Origin of the sequence: Bradyrhizobium sp. USDA 4538, from assembly GCF_024171045.1 — a bacterium.
Lineage (GTDB): Bacteria > Pseudomonadota > Alphaproteobacteria > Rhizobiales > Xanthobacteraceae > Bradyrhizobium > Bradyrhizobium australafricanum.
On the sequence record NZ_JALJZE010000001.1, the window covers coordinates 8,652,166 to 8,670,187 of the forward strand.

Consider the following 18,022-nt stretch of genomic DNA (forward strand, 5'->3'; position numbering starts at 1 on the left):
GTCGGATTGTTTGATCCGTACCCACTTTCCGCATGCTTGCGGCGAGGAAGCCTGGCGAGGATGAGACCCATCTACGAAACGGCGGTTGAAGCCCTAGGATGGCACGGTCATCATCCATCCCGCACGGAGCGCGGCGAAGCCGCGGCGCGTGGTGGGGTGGTCGGTTTTACGCCTTGATCACGGCCTGGTCGGGGACGAGGCCGGTGGTGAGATAGCGCCACAATGCCACGATCAGCTTGCGCGCCAGCGCGACGATGGCGATGCGTTTGGCGCGCTTGCCGGCGTCGGCGGTGCGGGTGCGGAACCAGCGGCTGAGCGTGCTGTCGCCTTGATGACGAGGCCACAGCCAGGCCAGTTCGATCGCCTTGTGGCGGGCGCGCCGATTGCCGGCCTTGCTGATGCCTTGCTCGCGATCGGTGCCGCCGCTCTTCCAGGGACTGGGCGTCAATCCGCAATAGCTGGCGACCTCGCGGCGGTTGCGGAAGTCCTTGTAGAACAGCTCGTTCACCAGCGTTGCCGTGAAGGCCGGGCCGAGCGCCTTGAGCCGCTGCAATTGATCTCGTCGCTCGACCATCGGCGTCGGAACCGCCGGAGAAGTGTCCGCAGCCTGGGTCTGCTCCAGCGCCGCGAGTTGCTCACACACCAGCATCAGCCGGGCGTGCTCGCGCTTGATCTCGGCCAGAAGATGCGGCGGCAGCGCCTCGCCCTGCCAGTCGCGCTGCCGCTCGAGCCAGGTAAGCCAGTCGCGCCGCCGCGGATTGCCGACCGCCATCCCCCGAAGACGCAGCAACGCCTTGATCCGGTTGCTGTGGGCGGTCTGCTCGGTGACCAGGCGGTCGCGTTCGCGGCTGGCGCGCCGGGCATCCTCCGCTTCCACGCGCGGCACCCGCACGATCCGGACCACCCGCGGCTCACCCCGCAAATAGGCCATCAGCGTGCGCAGCAATAGCTCGCCGTCGATCCGGTCCGTCTTTGCTCGCCGTGCCCGCTGCTCCACCGCAATGCTCGCGGGGTCGAACACGAAGTTCAAAATCCCGGCCGCCTCCAGCAGCCGGTGCAGCCAAAAGCCGTCATAGCCGGCTTCATAGCAGCTCACCACACGCGGCACCGATCCGAGCTTCTCCGCCACCCGGGCGCGGGTCCGTTCGATCAACGCCAGCAGTTCGGCGTGATCGCCTCCTTGCAGCTTGTGGCGCGACATCCGATCCCGGTCCGGGCTGTGCAGCGTCACAAGCCACGTCTTCTGACTGAGTTCGATCGCAACAAAAATTGTGCCACAATGGCTGGCGGTGGGCGTCCCTGCGGTCGATGCTTGCATCTGACTTCTCCGATGGTTCGAGTGTGGAAACCCAAATCTATCGGAAAGGCCACGCTCACCGCCCCATGGAATCTACGAACTCCGCATTTACTCCCGCATCAGCGCCTGCAGCTCGCGATCCAGCGCCGCGCGAAACACCTCGATCGGCCGCGCCAGGCGGCCGGCCGGCGGGCGATGCACGATCCAGGCGCGGACTGCGGGATTGAAATCGGCGATCTTCACGGCCTTGAGCCGGCTGCGGATCGGGCTTCGTTTCAGCGCCACCGGCGTCACGAGGCCGATGCCGAGCCCGCGCGCCACCAGCGAGAGGCGCAGCTCGCTGTCGAGCGCCTCGACCGCGATGTTGAACGGCAGATGCGCCGCATCGAATTGACGCTTCAGCGTCTGGCGAAAGCCGCAGCCGTCCTGGTTGATCACCCATCCGGTCCGCGACAGCCATTCGAGATCGACCGACTTCGGCGTCTTCATGTCGCGCGCAACGACGAACACCACCGGCTGCGCGCCGAGATCGCAGGCCGCGAGATCGTCGGGCGGCGCCGTGCCGTCAGGAAGGCAGATCGCCGCGGCATCGAGCTCGTTGCGGCTGACCCGCTCCATGTGGTTGGGCGACCAGCCCGAGACGACACGCACCGCCAGCGCCGGAAATTCGCCGCGCACCGCGTCGAGCGGTCCGGTCAGCCCCGCCTCCGACAGAAACGGTGTCAGGCCGAGCCTGAACTCGCCGCGCACCACGCCGTCATTGGCGACGCCTGACTTGAGATCGTCGAGCATGCGCAGCAGCCGGCGGCCCTGCTCATAGGCCTCGATTCCCGCCGCCGTCGGCTTCAGCGGCTTCGATAGCCGGTCGAGCAGCTGCGCGCCGAGCATCTCCTCGAGATTCTGGATCCGCCGCGTCACGCCGGGCTGGGTCAGGTTCAGCCGCGCCGAGGCCGCGACGATCGATCCGGTCTCGACGACGGCGACGAACGCCACGAGGTCATGGGTGTTCATAATAATCTCGCATATTCTTCATCATCTTATTTGAATTGTAGCATATTATCCCGATCCCCTAAAGGGGGCCTCGCCACTCCATCGCGAGGTCCCATGACCATCTCCGAAGCCACCAAACTCTCCCCGGCGCGCACCGTCGCCGTGCGTCCGCTGATCTGGATCGGCGCCATCACGACCGGCACCGTCGTCACCAATCTCTTTGCGCCGCAGATCCTCGTTGGCCTGATGGGCCGCTCGCTCGGCATGACCGCGCTAGAGGCCGGCCTGATCTCGACGTTGACCCTGCTCGGCTACGCGCTCGGGCTGCTGTTGCTGGTACCGCTGGTCGACCTCGTCGAGAACAAGCGGCTGATCCTGCGCACGCTGGCCTGCGCTATCGTCGCGGCGATCGGCACCGCGATGGCGCCGACGCCGCTGATCCTGCTGGCCGCCACCTTCATCCTTGGCGCGTCGTGCGCCGCGATCCAGATGGTGGTGCCGCTGGTGGCGTCGATGGTGCCGCCGGAGCGCCGGGGACAGGCGATCGGCGATGTGATGAGCGGCCTGATGATCGGCATCCTGCTGTCGCGGCCGATGGCGAGTCTGATCGCAAACAGCTGGAACTGGCGCGGCTACTATGTCACCTCGGCCGTGCTGATGACGGTGCTCGCCGGCGCGCTGGCGCGCACCCTGCCGACGCTGCAGCCGGCAGCGAAGGTCAGCTACGGCGCGCTGCTGCGTTCGTTCCCGACACTGCTGCGCGAGGAGCCGGTGCTGCGCGTCCGCTCCTGGACCGCGGCGCTGGTGATGGCCTCGTTCACCGCGTTCTGGGCCGCCGTGGCGCTGCGCCTGCCGGATGCGCCGTTCAAGCTCGACGCCAGGGGGATCGCGCTGTTCGCGCTGATCGGCGTTGCCGGCGCTGTCGCGACACCGCTGGCCGGCCGCTGGGGCGACCGTGGCCTGGCACGGCCGATGCTGATCGGCTCGCACCTGCTGATATCGGCATCGCTGGCGCTGTGCGCTTGGGCCGGCGTACTGGAGTCGCGGATTGCAGCACTCGTCGCGCTGAGCCTCGGCACCATCCTGCTCGATCTCGGCATCACCACCGACCAGACGCTCGGCCGCCGCGCCGTCAACCTGCTGCGCCCCGAGGCGCGCGGCCGCATCAACGGCCTGTTCGTGGCGCTGTTCTTCATCGGCGGCGCCGTCGGCGCGGCAGCGGCATCCGCGGCGTGGAGCTTTGGTGGCTGGACCGCGGTGTGCGCAGTGGCCGCAGCGTTCGGTGTGCTCGGCTTGATCACGGACATCGCGACGAAGACGGGCTCGGAATGAGCGGCATCGCGTAGGATGGGTAGAGCCAACGGGTCCGCGCAAAGCGCGGCCCCGTTGGCTCTACCCATCCTACAGAGCTACGATTTCGGCACGAACCATCGTAACACCCCCCTCCCGGCGGCGACGCCCGTTGCAAACGACGCCTGCAACAGATAGCCGCCGGTCGGCGCTTCCCAATCGAGCATCTCGCCGGCCACGAAGACGCCGGGCAGCCGCCGCAGCATGAACTGCGTGTCGAGTTCGTCGAACCTGATCCCGCCGGCGCTCGAGATCGCGCGAGCGATCGGTGCCACGCCTGACACCTTGATCGGCACCGCATTGATCAGCTCGGCCAATTCCGCCGGCGGCAGCGCGGTCAGCGAACGGCCGGCGGCGACGGTCGCCTCCTGCAACAGCCCGATGCCGACCGGCGAGAGCTGCGCGGCCTTGCGCAGGAAATTGGAAAGGGATTGCTTGCCCTTCGGCGCCGACAGACGCGCGACCAGTTCGTCGCCCGCAGCATCGGGCCGCAACGCCACCGTCAGTGTCGCCGTTCCCTTGGCGAGCACCGCCTCGCGCAATTCCGCCGACAGCGCATAGATCGCACCGCCTTCGATGCCGGCATCGGTGACGATGGCCTCGCCGCGCACCGTATGCGAGCCGATCGTGAGCGCGACGCCCTTGAGCGGCTGGCCCTCGAACCGGTCGCGGAAGATATTCGACCACGCAACCGTGAAGCCGGAATTGGCTGGCTTGATCGGCGCCACCGCGACGCCCTTCGCGGTGAGGATCTCCGCCCAGGCGCCGTCCGAGCCGAGCCGCGGCCAGCTCGCGCCGCCGAGCGCCAGCACGGTTGCATCGGCATTGACTGTGCGCTGGCCGTCCGGCGTCTCGAACAGCAGTCCCCCGCGCGCGTCCCATCCAACCCAGCGATGCCGGAATGTGAACGCGACGCCCGCGGAATCGAGCCGCCGTAGCCAGGCGCGCAGCAGGGGCGACGCCTTGAACGCCTCGGGGAATACGCGGCCGCTGCTGCCGACGAATGTCGGCTGCCCCAGCGCATCGCTCCAGGCGCGTAAGGCATCGGGCGGAAATGCCTCGACCGCAGCCGCCAAGCGCGGCATTGCCTCGCGATAGCGTTTGAGGAAATCCGGCAGCGGTTCGGAGTGGGTCAGGTTGAGCCCGCCGCGGCCGGCCATCAGAAACTTGCGGCCCGCCGACGGCATCGCGTCGTAGACGGTGACCTCAGCGCCGCCGTGCGCAAGCACCTCCGCCGCCATCAGGCCGGCAGGCCCGGCTCCGATGACGGCGACGGTCATGCTCAGAGCTTGATCCCGGCCCGCGCGGCGGCCTGGGCGACATACTTCTGCGTCTGCTCGAACGCGCCCTGCAGCGCCTTCGCGGTCGACATGTCGCTGATCGCGTTGAAGTGCGCGGCGACGCCGTCCGGCGTCCATTCGGACTGCGGCAGGTTGACGCCTTCGGTCTCCAGCACGCGGATCACGGCAAACGAGCCGGCGCCGGCGCCCATGATGGTGCGGGTCGGTGCGTCTTCCGAGAGCAGGAATTCGACCGCGGGCGTGATCGCTTCCGGCTTCATCAGCGCCAGCGCCTGCGGCGGCAGCAGTTCCTCGGTCATGCGGGTCGCAGCGGTCGGCGAGATGGTGTTGACCTTGATGTTGTTCTTGCGGCCCTCTTCGGCGAGCACGTTCATCAGGCCGACCATGCCGGCCTTCGCCGCGCCGTAATTGGCCTGGCCGAAATTGCCGAACAGGCCGGACGACGAGGTCGTCAGCACGATGCGGCCGTAATTGCGCTCGCGCATGCCGGCCCACACCGCCTTGCAGCAGAAGAAGGTGCCGGTGAGATGCACGTCGAGCACCTTGGCCCAGTCGGCGACCTCGAGCTTGGTGAACGACTTGTCGCGCAGGATGCCGGCATTGGCGCACAAGAGATCGACGCTGCCCCACTCCTTGGTGGCGCGCTCGACCATCGCGGTGACCTGCTCGAAGTTCGAGACGTCGGCGCCGTCGGCCATCGCGGTGCCGCCGGCTTTCCGGATCTCCTCGACCACGGTCTCGGCCGGCGACAGCGACCCACCGGTGCCGTCGCGCGCGCCGCCGAAATCGTTGACCACCACCTTGGCGCCGCGGCCGGCGAGCCCCAGCGCATGCGCCCGTCCGAGACCATTGCCCGCGCCGGTGACGATAGCGACGCGTCCGTCAAACCTGATTGCCATGCTTGTCATTCCTGCTCTGACTTCCCTGCTCCCCTTGTGGGAGAAGGTGGCGCGCGAGCGCGCCGGATGAGGGGTTCTCTCCACGGATGAGCACGCGGAGAGAGACCCCTCACCCGGCTTCATCTCGCTCCGCTCGATTTCGCCACCCTCTCCCACAAGGGGAGAGGGTTAGTGCCCGAGCGGCATGAAAAGGTTGGAGACTTTTGAGCAGCGATGGATGGCCGGGTCAAGCCCGGCCGGGGCAGCCAAGGACGGCCAGCGGGCGCGCTAGACCGAAGGGGTCATCGACCCGCAGGGTTTCAGGCTTTTGAGCAGATGTCCGCTCCAGCACTCGTGATGCTCTTGAGCGTAGCTAATCGCACCGATCACAATCAAAGCGACTACGACAATTCCGGCGACGATGTTTTGCACCATGGCTGCCACTCCCGGGACCGCACCGCCTAAAGCGGGCATCATGGACACCAGGGAACACAGCCGTCAATGCGCCACATGGGCCAGAGCAGAGCATCGCCAAAAAAATCAGATTGGGGTGACTCGCTGCACCTCCCCCGCTTGCGGGACAGGTGGCGCAACCCTTCGCGGTTGCAACACAACCGCGTCTTGTGACCCTCAGCTGAAATAGATCAGGCCGAGCCAGTCGGCGACCAGCGCGGGCTTTTCCTCGCCCTCGATCTCGACCGTGACGTTGGTGCGCGACAACAACTCCTTGGGCTTGCGCAGCGTGGCTTCGGCCAGCACGAAGCGGCCGCGGACGCGCTTGCCCGAGCGCACCGGCGAGATGAAGCGCAGCTTGTCGAAGCCGTAATTGACGCCCATTGCGGTGCCCTCGAGCACCGGCATCACCTCGTAGGACATGATCGACATCAGCGACATCGTCAGGAAGCCATGCGCGATCGTGGTGCCGAAGGCGGTCTCCTTCCTGGCGCGCTCGGGATCGACATGAATGAACTGGTGATCCTCGATCACGTCGGCATAGGTGTCGATGCGGCCCTGATCGAGCAGGTGCCACGAGGACACGCCGATCTCCTTGCCGACCATGCCCTGGTAGGTTTCCAGCGACACCGGCGGCTTCTTCCAGACTTCGTTCATTGGCTAACCTCTGCTAACCGGAGGTCCGCACCTTCTGCAGCTCCGGAAATTCTTCCTCGCGGAACTCGACCCCGCGCAACGCATCGCTTCTGACATCGTCGTGTTCGAGCCGGCGCAACTGCACGCGACGGATTTTTCCAGAAATCGTCTTCGGCAGTTCGGTGACCAGCTCGAGCTTGCGGATGCGTTTAAACGGTGCGAGCCGCGTGTGCAAATGTTTGAAGATCGACAGCGCGGTCTCCGGCGTTCGTTCGACGCCTGATACCAGCAGCACATAGGCCTTCGGGACCGCCAGCCGGATCGGGTCCGGGCTCGGCACCACGGCGGCTTCGGCCACCGCGTCATGTTCCAGCAGCACGCTTTCCAGCTCGAACGGCGAGATGCGGTAGTCGGAGGATTTGAACACGTCGTCGGTGCGGCCGACGAAGGTCAGATACCCCTCGTCATCGGTGAACACGACGTCGCCGCTGCGATAGATCTCGCCGTCGGTGCCGATCAGCTTGCCGTCGTCGCCCTGATAGCCCTGCATCAGGCCCGCCGGCCGATCCGCGCCGAGCAGCAAGGTCACCTCGCCTTCCTTCGCGGCGTGGCCGTCATTGTCGGTGACCTGCACGCGATAGCCCGGTAGCGGCCGGCCCATCGAGCCGACCTTGACCTTCTGTCCCGGCGAGTTGCCGGCCAGCGCGGTGGTTTCGGTCTGGCCGTAGCCGTCGCGGATGGTCAGCCCCCAGGCAGATTTGACCTGGTCGATGATCTCCGGATTGAGCGGCTCGCCGGCGCCGCACACCTCGCGCAGCGAGACCTTGAAGCTCGCAAGGTCCTCCTGGATGAACATCCGCCACACCGTCGGCGGCGCGCACAGCGTGGTCACTCCGCAGCGGCCGATGATCGAGAGCAGTCCTTTCGCCTCGAAGCGTGGCTGGTTCGCGATAAAGATCGTTGCGCCGGCATTCCACGGCGCGAAGAAGCAGCTCCAGGCATGCTTGGCCCAGCCGGGCGAGGAGATGTTGAGATGGATGTCGCCGGGCTGCAGGCCGATCCAGTACATGGTCGAGAGATGGCCGACCGGATAGCTGCGCTGGCTGTGCCGCACCAGCTTCGGCTTTGCCGTGGTGCCCGAGGTGAAATAGAGCAGCATCGGGTCGTCGGCCTTGGTCGGGCCATCGGCCGTGAATGCGTCGGACTGCTTGGCGGCATCCTCGAACGGCAGCCAGCCGTCCTGCGCCTGTGTCGCGCCGACCACGATGCGGACGAGCTTGTCGCTGCCGAGGCCTGCGAATTTCGCGACCTGATCCTGCGTGGCAACCACCGCCCTCGCCTTGCCGCGATCGAGCCGGTCGCGCAATTCATCCGCGGTCAAGAGCGTGGTGGCGGGGATCACGACGACGCCGAGCTTCATCGCCGCCAGCATGGTCTCCCACAGCGGCACGACATTGCCGAGCAACAGCAACAGATGATCGCCGCGCTTCAGCCCCTGCGCGCGCAGGAAATTTGCAACCTGGCTTGAGCGGCGCGACAGCTCGGCGAAGGAAAGCTTGGTCTCGTTGCCGCTGGCGGCATCGACGATCCACAGCGCCGGCCGGTCGCGGCTGTCAAGATTTCGCGCCAGTTCGGCATCGAACCAATCGAGCGCCCAGTTGAACGGCACCGGATCGGGCCAGCGAAATCCCTTCACCGCGGCGTCGTAGTCGGTGCGGTGCTTGAGCAGAAAGGCGCGTGCGTCCTGAAATGTGGTCATCCGGCTTCACCACGTATTCTGTCGTCATCCTGAGGAGCCGCGCATTGCGCGGCGTCTCGAAGGATGGCCACGGACACCATCTTTCCATCCTTCGAGGCTCGCTCCGCTCGCATCTCAGGATGACGGCGATTTACTTCGGGGCAAGGGCCCTAACGTGCTGGATAATTCCGGAAAAGTCGACCCCGCCGTGGCCCGACGCGTCGAAGGTCTTATAGATCTCCTGCGCGTGCTTGCCGAGCGGCGTGACCGCGCCGGCGGCATTGGCGGCGTCCTGCGCCAGGGTCAGGTCCTTGACCATCAGGTTCGAAGCAAAACCCGGCTTGTAATCGTTGTTGGCCGGCGACGTCGGCACCGGGCCGGGAACCGGGCAATAGGTCGTCAGCGACCAGCACTGTCCCGACGAGGTCGAGGCGACGTCGAACAGCGCCTGGTGCGAGAGGCCGAGCTTTTCGGCGAGCACGAAAGCCTCGCCGACCGCGATCATGGAAATGCCGAGGATCATGTTGTTGCAGATCTTGGCCGCCTGCCCCGCACCGCCCGCGCCGCAATGCACGATCTTCTTGCCCATGTTTGCCAACATCGGCTGGGCGGCCGCGAATGCCTTCGGCTCGCCGCCGCACATGAAGGTCAGCGTCGCGCCCTTGGCGCCACCGGTGCCGCCGGAGACCGGCGCATCGACCGAGGCCATGCCGTGCTTGGCAGCCAGCACATGCGCCTGCTTTTGCGCTTTCGACGTCGATGGTCGAGCAGTCGATGATCAGCGCGCCGTTGGCCATCGCGGGCAGCACCTCGTTCCAGACACCGAGCACGTGCTTGCCGGCCGGCAGCATGGTGATGACGACATCGGCGCCCTTCACCGCAGCAACGCTGCTCTCGGCGATCGCGGCGCCATCACTCCTGGCCTGATCGCGAGACGCTGCGACCAGATCGAACGCGGTCACCTTGTGGCCGGCCTTGACCAGATTGGCGGCCATCGGCCCGCCCATATTGCCGAGCCCGATGAATGCGACGTTTGCCATGGGAAGTCCTCCGCTTGCGACGTTTCTATTTGCTGTCGGGAAATTTCAATTCGTCAGCGCCGATCTCGGCGAAGTAAGGCGTGAGCATCTCCGGCGTCACCTGTTCGATCCCGGCCGGCGACCATGTCGGATTGCGATCCTTGTCGATGACGGCTGCGCGCACGCCCTCGCGGAAATCGTCGCTGGCGAACACCTCGAGCGCGGCGCGATATTCGCGCTTCAGGCACTCTTCCAGCGTCGCGGTCGCGCGCGCCAGCCGCAGCAGTTTCAGCGTCACCACCATGCCGCGCGGCGACTTCTCACTGAGCGTCTTTAGCGTGGCCTGCGCCATATCCGATCCGTCGGCCGTCAGCGCGGCGACGACGTCCTCCATCCGGCCGTGTGCGAACCAGCCGTCGATTTTGGCCTGCATCGCGGCGACAGGGCCAGCCCTCTCGCTAGTGGCGAAGCCTCCGATCAGCCGATCAATCTCGGCCGAACTCGTACCCGGCGTAACCTTGGTCAGCGCCTCGCGCAGCGCCGGCAGCTTTGCGCTCGGCACCACGGCGTCGGCGAATTTGGCGTAGATCGCATCGGGTCCGTTCATGGTGGTGCCGGTGAGCCCGAAATAGGTGCCGATCTCACCCGGCGAGCGCGACAGCAGATAGGTGCCGCCGACATCGGGGAAGAAACCGAGGCCGACCTCGGGCATCGCGAGCTTGGTCCGCTCCGTCACCACGCGGTGGCGGCTATGCGCCGACAGCCCGACGCCGCCGCCCATCACGATGCCGTCCATGAAGGCGACATAGGGCTTTGGGAACTTCTTGATCCGCGCGTTGAGGATGTATTCGTCGCGCCACAGGATCTTGCCGAGATCGCCCTTGACCTTCGAGCTCTCCCAGAGCGCGCGGATGTCGCCGCCGGCGCACAGGCCACGCTCGCCCGCGCCCTCCAGCACGATGACAGCGACATCGGGATCGGCCTCGAACGCATCGAGCGCCCTGTCGATGTCGTGGAACATCTCCAGCGTCACGGCATTGATCGCCTTCGGCCGGTTGAGCCGGATAATGCCGGCAGAACCTTCCTTGCGCGCGATCAGGTCGCCCTCGGCTGCTGCCGCATCATTCATCGCGCGCCCTCGATCAACTTGCGCGACACGATCAGCCGCATGATTTCATTGGTGCCTTCGAGGATCTGGTGCACGCGCAGATCGCGCACGATCTTCTCGACGCCGTATTCGCTGAGGTAGCCGTAGCCACCATGCAGCTGCAGCGCCTGGTTGGCGACCTCGAAGCCGACATCGGTGCCAAACCGTTTTGCCATCGCGCACAGCATGGAAGCGTCCGGATCCTTGCGGTCGAGCGCGGCGGCCGCCCGCCACAGGAAGGTGCGTGCGGCTTCCAGCTCGGTCGCCATGTCGGCGATCTTGAATTGCAGCGCCTGGAATTCGTCGAGGCGTTTGCCGAATGCCTTGCGGTCCTTCATGTAGGCCAACGCCTTGTCGAGCGCCGCCTGCGCGCCGCCGAGCGAGCACGCCGCGATGTTGAGGCGGCCGCCGTCGAGGCCGGCCATCGCGATCTTGAAGCCGATGCCCTCCTCCCCGAGCCGGTTCGCGACCGGCACGCGCGCGTTCTCGAACATCACAGCGCGGGTCGGCTGCGCATTCCAGCCCATCTTGCGCTCGTTAGCGCCGAACGACACGCCCGGCGTCTTGCCGTCGATCACCAGCGTCGAGACGCCGCCCGGACCGTCGCCGCCGGTGCGCACCATCGCCACCAGCAGGTCGGTGCTGCCGGCGCCGGAGATGAACTGCTTCTGGCCGTTGAGCACGTAATGATCGCCGTCGCGCACCGCGCGGGTGCGCAGCGCGGCCGCGTCGGAGCCGGCGCCCGGCTCGGTCAGGCAGTAGCTCGCGATCAGCTCCATGGTGCAGAGCTTCGGCAGCCATGTGTGGCGCTGGATGTCGTTGCCGTAGGCATCGATCATCCAGGACGCCATGTTGTGGATCGAGATGAAGGCCGACGTGGTCGGGCACCCCGTCGCCAGCGCCTCGAAGATCAGCGCCGCGTCGAACCGCGTCATCGCCGAGCCGCCGACATCGTCCTTGATATAGATGCCGCCGATGCCGAGGCCTGCCGCCTCGCGCATCACGTCGACTGGAAAGTGCTTTGTCTCGTCCCATTCGAGCGCGTGCGGCGCGATCTTCTCCGCCGCAAACGCCCGCGCCATGTCGCGAACCGCGATCTGGTCCTCGTTGAGAGCGAACTGCATCTCGCCGCCTAGCCCTGAAGGTTACCCCACCGTCATTGCGAGGAGCGAAGCGACGAAGCAATCTTCCACGCGGGGGATAGATGGATTGCTTCGCTGCGCTCGCAATGACGTTCCCGGAAATCACTTCATCGTCGGGATCGAGAACTCCGCGCCTTCCTTGACGCCGGACGGCCAGCGCGAGGTCACCGTCTTGGTCTTGGTGTAGAAGCGGATCGAGTCCGGACCGTGCTGGTTGAGGTCGCCGAAGCCGGACTTCTTCCAGCCGCCGAAGGTGTAATAGGCGATCGGCACCGGGATCGGCACGTTGATGCCGACCATGCCGACATTGACCTTGGCGGCGAAGTCGCGCGCGGCGTCGCCGTCGCGGGTGAAGATCGCGACACCGTTGCCGTAGTCATGGTCGGACGGCAGCGCCAGCGCCTCGTGATAGTCGTGGGCGCGCACCACCGAGAGCACCGGGCCGAAGATCTCTTCCTTGTAGATCCGCATGTCCTTGGTGACGTTGTCGAACAGCGAACCGCCGAGATAGAAGCCCTTCTCGTAGCCCTGCATCTTGAAGCCGCGGCCGTCGACCGCGAGCGTCGCGCCTTCCTTGATGCCGATGTCGATGTAGCTCTTGACCTTCTCGACCGCCTCGCGGGTCACCAGCGGGCCGTAATCGGCCGACGGATCGACCGAGGTGCCGATCTTGAGCGACTCGACGCGCGGGATCAGCTTCTCCATCAGGCGGTCGGCGGTGGTCTTGCCGACCGGCACCGCGACCGAGACGGCCATGCAGCGCTCACCGGCGGAGCCGTAGCCGGCGCCGATCAGCGCATCGACCGTCTGGTCCATGTCGGCATCCGGCATCACGATGGCGTGGTTCTTGGCGCCGCCGAAGCACTGGCAGCGCTTGCCGGTCTGCGCGGCGCGCTCGTAGATGTACTGCGCGATCGGGGTCGAGCCGACGAAGCCGATCGCCTTGATATCGGGATCGTCGAGGATGGCGTCGACCGCCTCCTTGTCGCCGTTGACGACGTTGAGGATGCCGGCCGGCAGGCCCGCCTCGATCATCAGTTCGGCGAGCATCATCGGCACGCCGGGATCGCGCTCCGATGGCTTGAGGATGAAGGCGTTGCCGCAGGCGATCGCCGGCGCGAACTTCCACATCGGGATCATCGCCGGGAAGTTGAACGGCGTGATGCCGGCGACCACGCCGAGCGGCTGGCGCATCGAATAGATGTCGATGCCGGGGCCGGCGCCCTCGGTGTACTCGCCCTTCATCAGATGCGGGATGCCGCAGGCGAACTCGGCGACCTCGAGGCCGCGCTGGATGTCGCCCTTGGCGTCGGGAACGGTCTTGCCATGCTCGCGCGCCAGCAGCTCGGCGAGCTTGTCGTAGTCGCGCTGCACCAGCTCGAGGAACCGCATCATGACGCGGGCGCGGCGCTGCGGGTTGGTGGCGGCCCATTCCGGCTGCGCGGCCTTGGCGTTCTCGACCGCGGCGCGGAGCTCGGCCTTGGAGGCCAGCGCCACCTTGGCCTGGACGTCGCCGGTCATCGGCTCGAAGACGTCAGCCGTACGGCCCGACGTGCCCTTGACCTCCTTGCCACCGATGAAATGTCCGATTGAGCGCATGGAAAAACCTCCCTGAAGCACCTGAATCGCCGCTCCTCGCGGCGGGATCGCTTTACAAACCCTATTGACCCTGCATTTTATGGGATTCAAGTCCGATAAATTGCACCATAGATGTGCGGAAATGCTGGATCAAGGCGGCGGCACAATCGACTGGGACGACTTCCGTTTCGTGCTTGCCATCGTGCGCGGCGGGTCGGTTTCGGCTGCCGCCAAGCAGCTCGGCGTCGATCATGCCACAGTGATCCGCCGTGTCGACCGGCTGGAGCGCCACCTCTCCGCAAAACTGTTTGATCGGCGCAAGACCGGCTATCTGCTGACCGAGGCCGGCCAGCGCGTCGCCGACAGCGCGGAGGCGATGGAATCCACCATCGTCGCCAACCAGGAGGCGGTCGGCGGCTCGCGCGCCCACCTCACCGGCACGGTGCGGATCGGCGCGCCCGACGGCTTCGGCAGCCACTTTTTGGCCTCGCGGCTGGTCAAGTTCACCGAGCGGTATCCCGATCTCGATCTGCAGCTCGTCGCCACCGCGCGGCTGTTCTCGCTCTCCAAGCGCGAGGCCGACATCGCGATCAGCCTGACCATGCCGAAGGAAGGCCGCATCGTCGGCCGCAAGCTCCTAGACTACACGCTCGGGCTTTATGCCGCACCCGCCTATCTCGCCCAGGCGCCGGCAATTGTTGCGCGCGCCGACCTGCCGCGGCACCGCTTCGTCGGCTACATTGAGGAGCTCCTGTTCACGCCGGAGCTCGACTATCTGCCGCAGGTCTCGCCGAAGATCTCGGCGAAATTCCGCAGCGCCAATCTGATCGCGCAGCTCAACGCCACCATCGCCGGCTTCGGCATCGCCGTGCTGCCGCACTTCATGGCAACGGCCCACCCCGAGTTGCAGCCGGTGCTGCCGGACGAGGTGCGGATCTCCCGCACCTTCTGGCTGCTGATGCACGCCGACAGCAAGGACCTCGCCCGCATCCGCGCGGTGGCGGACTACATCTACGAGACGGTGGAAGCCGAGCGCGCGCTGTTCAGCGGGGTGTGAGGCGGACACCGTGTTATTCCCGTCATCCTGAGAGTCTGACTCATAAGTCACCCAACCTTACCAGCAGCCGCGAGTCTGCGGGTCAGGAGCCTGATGTGTGCAATCAGCAGCCAGGCAGCTTCGGTTGCCACCGTCGCCTCGAAGTCCTTGGCGAGGCGGCGGCATCTGCCGAACCAAGCGAATGTGCGTTCAACCACCCACCGCCTCGGCAGAAGCTGGAAGCCTTTGACGCCTTGAGGCCGCTCGACGATCTCGACAGTCCATGGACCGCAGTCTGAGAGCGCGTCGAGGAGTTGATTTCCGCGGTAGATCCGGTCGGCAAAGACGTGGCGCAGCCGGGGGAAGTTCATCCGCACGTTCTTCAGCAGCGGTACGGCGCCATGGCAGTCCTGAACGTTGGCCGGATGAACATGAACCCCGAGGAGGAGGCCATTGGTATCCGTCACGATATGCCGCTTGCGGCCGTAGATGCGCTTGCCTGCATCGTAGCCGCGCGGTCCGCCAGCTTGGGTGGTCGGCGCACTTTGACTGTCGATCACGGCTGCCGTCGGCTTCGGTGTCCGTCCAAGCTTTTTTCGCGCCCGTCGGACAAGCACGCTGACAATCCTCTGCCACCGGCCTGTATCCCGCCATCTATAAAAATAGCCCTGCACCGTCGAATAGGGCGGGAACTCCTGCGGCAACGCCCGCCACTGGCAGCCGGTCGAAACGATATAGAGGATCGCTTCGATCACACGACGCAGCTCCGTCTTACGCGGCCGGCCGCGCCGGTTCGCTCGCGGCAACAGGCGTCTGATCAGCGCCCACTCCGCATCGGTCATATCGCTTGCATAACGCAGATCGTCCCGCCGATATTGCTCCCGAGTGATCTTGGTCCAGGGCATCGTGCTCTCCCTCGAATCTCTGCAAATCCGATGGAATCACACCCCACTGAGATCACTCACTCATTTTTCAGTCAGGCTCTGAGGAGCGCGTAGCGCGTCTCGATGGATGCACGGCCCGGCTGGTGGCCGTCGACCCTTCGAGACGCGCGCGATGCGCGCTCCTCAGGGTGACGGACCGAGTATTAGGCGCGCCGCGCCAGTTGGCGCTTAAAGCGCTAATTCACCTTCTTCTTCGCCGGTGCCTTGGCCCCAGCGGCGCGCCCCAGCACCGCCTCGCGGCCCGCCGACAGGATCTCGTCGGACATTTCGCCGCTGCCGGCGATGCGCGACATCACGATGGTGCCCATCATGGTCGCCAGCGTCGCCATCGCCTGCTTGCGGGCGGTCTTGCGCGGCACGTCGATGATCTGGTCGGCCATCATGTCGATCATCTGGTCGAGCTTGAGGGCAAACGCCTTGCGGGTCTTCGGGCTCTCGCGGGCGATCTCGGCGCCGAGCGCCGGGATCGCGCAGCCCTGGCCGGGATCGTCGCGGTGCACCGCCGAAAGATAGCCGTCGATGATGGTCGAAAGCCGCTTCTCCGGCGGCGTGTCCGCGGCGACCTTGCGCCAGCGCTCTATGGCGCGGTCCATCGCGTAGCTGAAGGCCTCGATCACCAGCGCCTCGCGCGAGTCGAAATGCGCGTAGAAGCCGCCATGGGTCAGGCCGGCGTCCTTCATCAGGTCGGCGACGCCGATGCCGTGGGCGCCCCGCTCGCGCAGCCGCGTCGCGGCCTTCTTGACGATCCGCGCGTGGGTCTCCTGCTTGTGTTCTTTCGAATAGCGCATGCCGGTCTCATGGAATGTTTCTAATCATATAATAGCAGATTTGCGGCCGGAATGCTGCAGTTATTTCGCCTTGTCGGCCACTTTCGGTTCCCCGCCGAGCATCGAAAACATCGCGGTCGCGTGCACCGCAAGATTGCCCTTGTCGTCGCGGACGAAGCCCTCGGTGTAGCTGGTCTGGCGCCCGAGCTTGATCACCTTGCCTTCGGCGCTGATGGTGCCCGACCGTGCCGACAGCGGCCGCAGATAGGTCAGCTTGAGGTCGAGCGTCACCGAAGTCTGCCCCGCCGGCAGCATGGTCGAGATCGCACAGCCCATCGCGGTATCGAGCAGCGCCGCGGCGGTGGCGCCGTGCAGCAGGCCGATGGTGTTTTCCAGGCTCTCATGCGGCTCGAGTTCCATCACGATGCGCCCCTGCTCGACCACGGCCATGCGGAAGCCGATCAGCTTGGCCATCGGCGGCGGCGGCAACCGGCCGTCGCGGATCGCGCGCATCGCCTCGATCCCGGACATCGGCAGCGCCGCTTTCGCCACCGGTCCGGGCGCCTGCCATTCCACCACGCGGGTGCGCGTTAGATCGGGCGAACGAAGATCGATGCTTTCGGCGGCGGTCATGACGGCTCCATTTATATGACGCATATAATTCTATAGATCCGCATCCCTCGGCGCAACCGCCGCACCCGGTCCCTTGACAGAGCCATGCTTTGTCCGGGACATGGCGCAAGTCATTCCGGGGCGACGCAAGCACCAGACCCGGAATCTCGAGATTCCGGGTCTGGTGCTTGCGCACCATCCCGAAATGACTTGTCGATCCATTCCTGCGCCGGGGCTTTTCCATGGACATGCTCAATCCCCACTGCGGCATCGCCCGCGACGACAGAGGCGTCGTCCGCCTCACCATCTGCAACGCCGGCAAGCTGAACATCGTGAGTTCCGCGGTCACCAACGGCGTGCGCGAGGGTTTTGAGCATCTGGCCGCCGATCCGAGCATCCGCGCGGTGATCCTGGCCGGCGAAAGCGAGCGCAGCATGATCGGCGGCGCCGACATCAAGGAAATGGCGACGCTCGACCAGACATCCGCCGAAGCATTCATCAGCCGGCTGCGCGACCTCTGCGAGGCCGTGCGCAGATTCCCGGCGCCGGTGATCGCCCGCCTGCCCGGCTGGTGCCTCGGCGGCGGCCTCGAGGTCGCGGCCGCCTGCGACGTCCGCGTCGCCGCGCATGACGCGATGTTCGGCATGCCCGAGGTGCGCGTCGGCATCCCCTCGGTGATCCACGCCGCACTGCTGCCGCGCTTGATCGGCTGGGGCCGCGCCCGCTGGCTGATGATGACCGCGGAGAACATCGACGCCAAAACTGCGCTCGCCTGGGGCCTGGTCGACACCGTGGCAAAACCCGGCGGCCTCGACGACGCCGTCGAGCACACCGTCAATGCACTGCTGGAGTGCGGCCCCGAGGCGCTGCGGATCCAGAAGGACCTGTTGCGGCAATGGGAAGAGCTGCCGTTGACCGAGTCGGTGAACCTCAGCGTCGGCGTGTTCGGAAAGTCGTTCCAGACCGGCGAGCCGCAGCGCCTGCTGCAGGGGTTTTTGGACCGGAAGCGGTAGCGGTTCAGCACCTGTGGCCCGTATGAGCGCCGCGACATGTCATCTGTAGCCCGCATGAGCGAAGCGACATGCGGGGGCCGGATGCCCCGGATCTCGCTTCGCTCATCCGGGCTACGGGTAA

16 protein-coding genes and 1 pseudogene are annotated in these 18,022 nt (G+C 66.0%); 3 read left to right on the forward strand and 14 right to left on the reverse strand.

What is annotated here, in order from left to right:
- Positions 1 to 166: 166 nt before the first annotated feature.
- Both J2R78_RS39965 and J2R78_RS39970 read right to left on the reverse strand, forming a co-directional pair.
- Positions 167 to 1,318 (reverse strand): IS110 family transposase, encoded by a 1,152-nt coding sequence (locus J2R78_RS39965; protein WP_253609103.1) that lies wholly within the window; start codon positions 1,316 to 1,318, stop codon positions 167 to 169.
- An 87-nt stretch (positions 1,319 to 1,405) separates the two neighbouring features.
- Entirely contained in the window at positions 1,406 to 2,308 is a 903-nt protein-coding gene (locus tag J2R78_RS39970) for a LysR family transcriptional regulator (protein WP_092081807.1), read from the reverse strand.
- A gap of 93 nt (positions 2,309 to 2,401) precedes the next feature.
- Here J2R78_RS39970 and J2R78_RS39975 point away from each other — a divergent pair, with 93 nt between their 5' ends.
- A complete protein-coding gene (locus J2R78_RS39975; RefSeq protein WP_253609104.1) occupies positions 2,402 to 3,619 on the forward strand; it encodes an MFS transporter in 1,218 nt (405 codons plus the stop codon).
- Between the two features lie 77 nt (positions 3,620 to 3,696).
- On the opposite strand, the gene J2R78_RS39980 is transcribed toward J2R78_RS39975, so the two are convergent.
- The 9 genes and pseudogenes from J2R78_RS39980 to J2R78_RS40020 form a co-directional block, all read right to left on the reverse strand.
- Positions 3,697 to 4,917: a TIGR03862 family flavoprotein gene (locus tag J2R78_RS39980; protein ID WP_253609105.1), complete on the reverse strand. Its 1,221-nt coding sequence runs from the start codon at positions 4,915 to 4,917 to the stop codon at positions 3,697 to 3,699.
- 2 nt (positions 4,918 to 4,919) lie between these two features.
- The gene (locus J2R78_RS39985) at positions 4,920 to 5,837 is read right to left on the reverse strand and encodes an SDR family NAD(P)-dependent oxidoreductase (protein WP_253609106.1); all 918 of its coding nucleotides are present in this window, start codon (positions 5,835 to 5,837) and stop codon (positions 4,920 to 4,922) included.
- 267 nt (positions 5,838 to 6,104) lie between these two features.
- Complete coding sequence (locus J2R78_RS39990) at positions 6,105 to 6,251, reverse strand: hypothetical protein (protein ID WP_225159189.1); 147 nt, start codon at positions 6,249 to 6,251, stop codon at positions 6,105 to 6,107.
- A gap of 195 nt (positions 6,252 to 6,446) precedes the next feature.
- The gene (locus J2R78_RS39995; RefSeq protein ID WP_016846543.1) at positions 6,447 to 6,926 is read right to left on the reverse strand and encodes a MaoC family dehydratase; all 480 of its coding nucleotides are present in this window, start codon (positions 6,924 to 6,926) and stop codon (positions 6,447 to 6,449) included.
- Positions 6,927 to 6,939: 13 nt separating this feature from the next.
- The gene (locus tag J2R78_RS40000) at positions 6,940 to 8,664 is read right to left on the reverse strand and encodes an AMP-binding protein (RefSeq protein WP_253609107.1); all 1,725 of its coding nucleotides are present in this window, start codon (positions 8,662 to 8,664) and stop codon (positions 6,940 to 6,942) included.
- 130 nt (positions 8,665 to 8,794) lie between these two features.
- A pseudogene (gene mmsB / locus J2R78_RS40005) lies at positions 8,795 to 9,683 on the reverse strand (3-hydroxyisobutyrate dehydrogenase).
- Positions 9,684 to 9,708: 25 nt separating this feature from the next.
- Positions 9,709 to 10,791 carry an enoyl-CoA hydratase/isomerase family protein gene (locus J2R78_RS40010; protein WP_253609108.1) on the reverse strand — a complete coding sequence of 361 codons (1,083 nt, stop codon included), beginning with the start codon at positions 10,789 to 10,791 and terminating at the stop codon, positions 9,709 to 9,711.
- A complete protein-coding gene (locus J2R78_RS40015; RefSeq protein WP_229191190.1) occupies positions 10,788 to 11,933 on the reverse strand; it encodes an isobutyryl-CoA dehydrogenase in 1,146 nt (381 codons plus the stop codon). The genes J2R78_RS40010 and J2R78_RS40015 overlap by 4 nt, the downstream gene beginning before the upstream one ends.
- A 120-nt stretch (positions 11,934 to 12,053) precedes the next feature.
- Positions 12,054 to 13,550 carry a CoA-acylating methylmalonate-semialdehyde dehydrogenase gene (locus J2R78_RS40020; protein ID WP_253609109.1) on the reverse strand — a complete coding sequence of 499 codons (1,497 nt, stop codon included), beginning with the start codon at positions 13,548 to 13,550 and terminating at the stop codon, positions 12,054 to 12,056.
- 121 nt (positions 13,551 to 13,671) lie between these two features.
- Here J2R78_RS40020 and J2R78_RS40025 point away from each other — a divergent pair, with 121 nt between their 5' ends.
- The gene (locus J2R78_RS40025) at positions 13,672 to 14,586 is read left to right on the forward strand and encodes a LysR family transcriptional regulator (RefSeq protein ID WP_225641331.1); all 915 of its coding nucleotides are present in this window, start codon (positions 13,672 to 13,674) and stop codon (positions 14,584 to 14,586) included.
- 47 nt (positions 14,587 to 14,633) lie between these two features.
- On the opposite strand, the gene J2R78_RS40030 is transcribed toward J2R78_RS40025, so the two are convergent.
- The 3 genes from J2R78_RS40030 to J2R78_RS40040 all read right to left on the reverse strand — a co-directional run bounded on the left by J2R78_RS40030 (position 14,634) and on the right by J2R78_RS40040 (position 16,909).
- Entirely contained in the window at positions 14,634 to 15,470 is an 837-nt protein-coding gene (locus tag J2R78_RS40030) for an IS5 family transposase (RefSeq protein ID WP_253605076.1), read from the reverse strand.
- 215 nt (positions 15,471 to 15,685) lie between these two features.
- A complete protein-coding gene (locus J2R78_RS40035; protein WP_253609110.1) occupies positions 15,686 to 16,297 on the reverse strand; it encodes a TetR/AcrR family transcriptional regulator in 612 nt (203 codons plus the stop codon).
- A 60-nt stretch (positions 16,298 to 16,357) separates the two neighbouring features.
- Positions 16,358 to 16,909, reverse strand: coding sequence for a PaaI family thioesterase (locus tag J2R78_RS40040; protein ID WP_253609111.1), 552 nt, complete (start codon positions 16,907 to 16,909; stop codon positions 16,358 to 16,360).
- Between the two features lie 221 nt (positions 16,910 to 17,130).
- On the opposite strand from J2R78_RS40040, the gene J2R78_RS40045 reads away from it, so the two are divergent.
- Positions 17,131 to 17,901, forward strand: coding sequence for an enoyl-CoA hydratase (locus J2R78_RS40045; protein WP_253609112.1), 771 nt, complete (start codon positions 17,131 to 17,133; stop codon positions 17,899 to 17,901).
- Positions 17,902 to 18,022 lie beyond the last annotated feature (121 nt).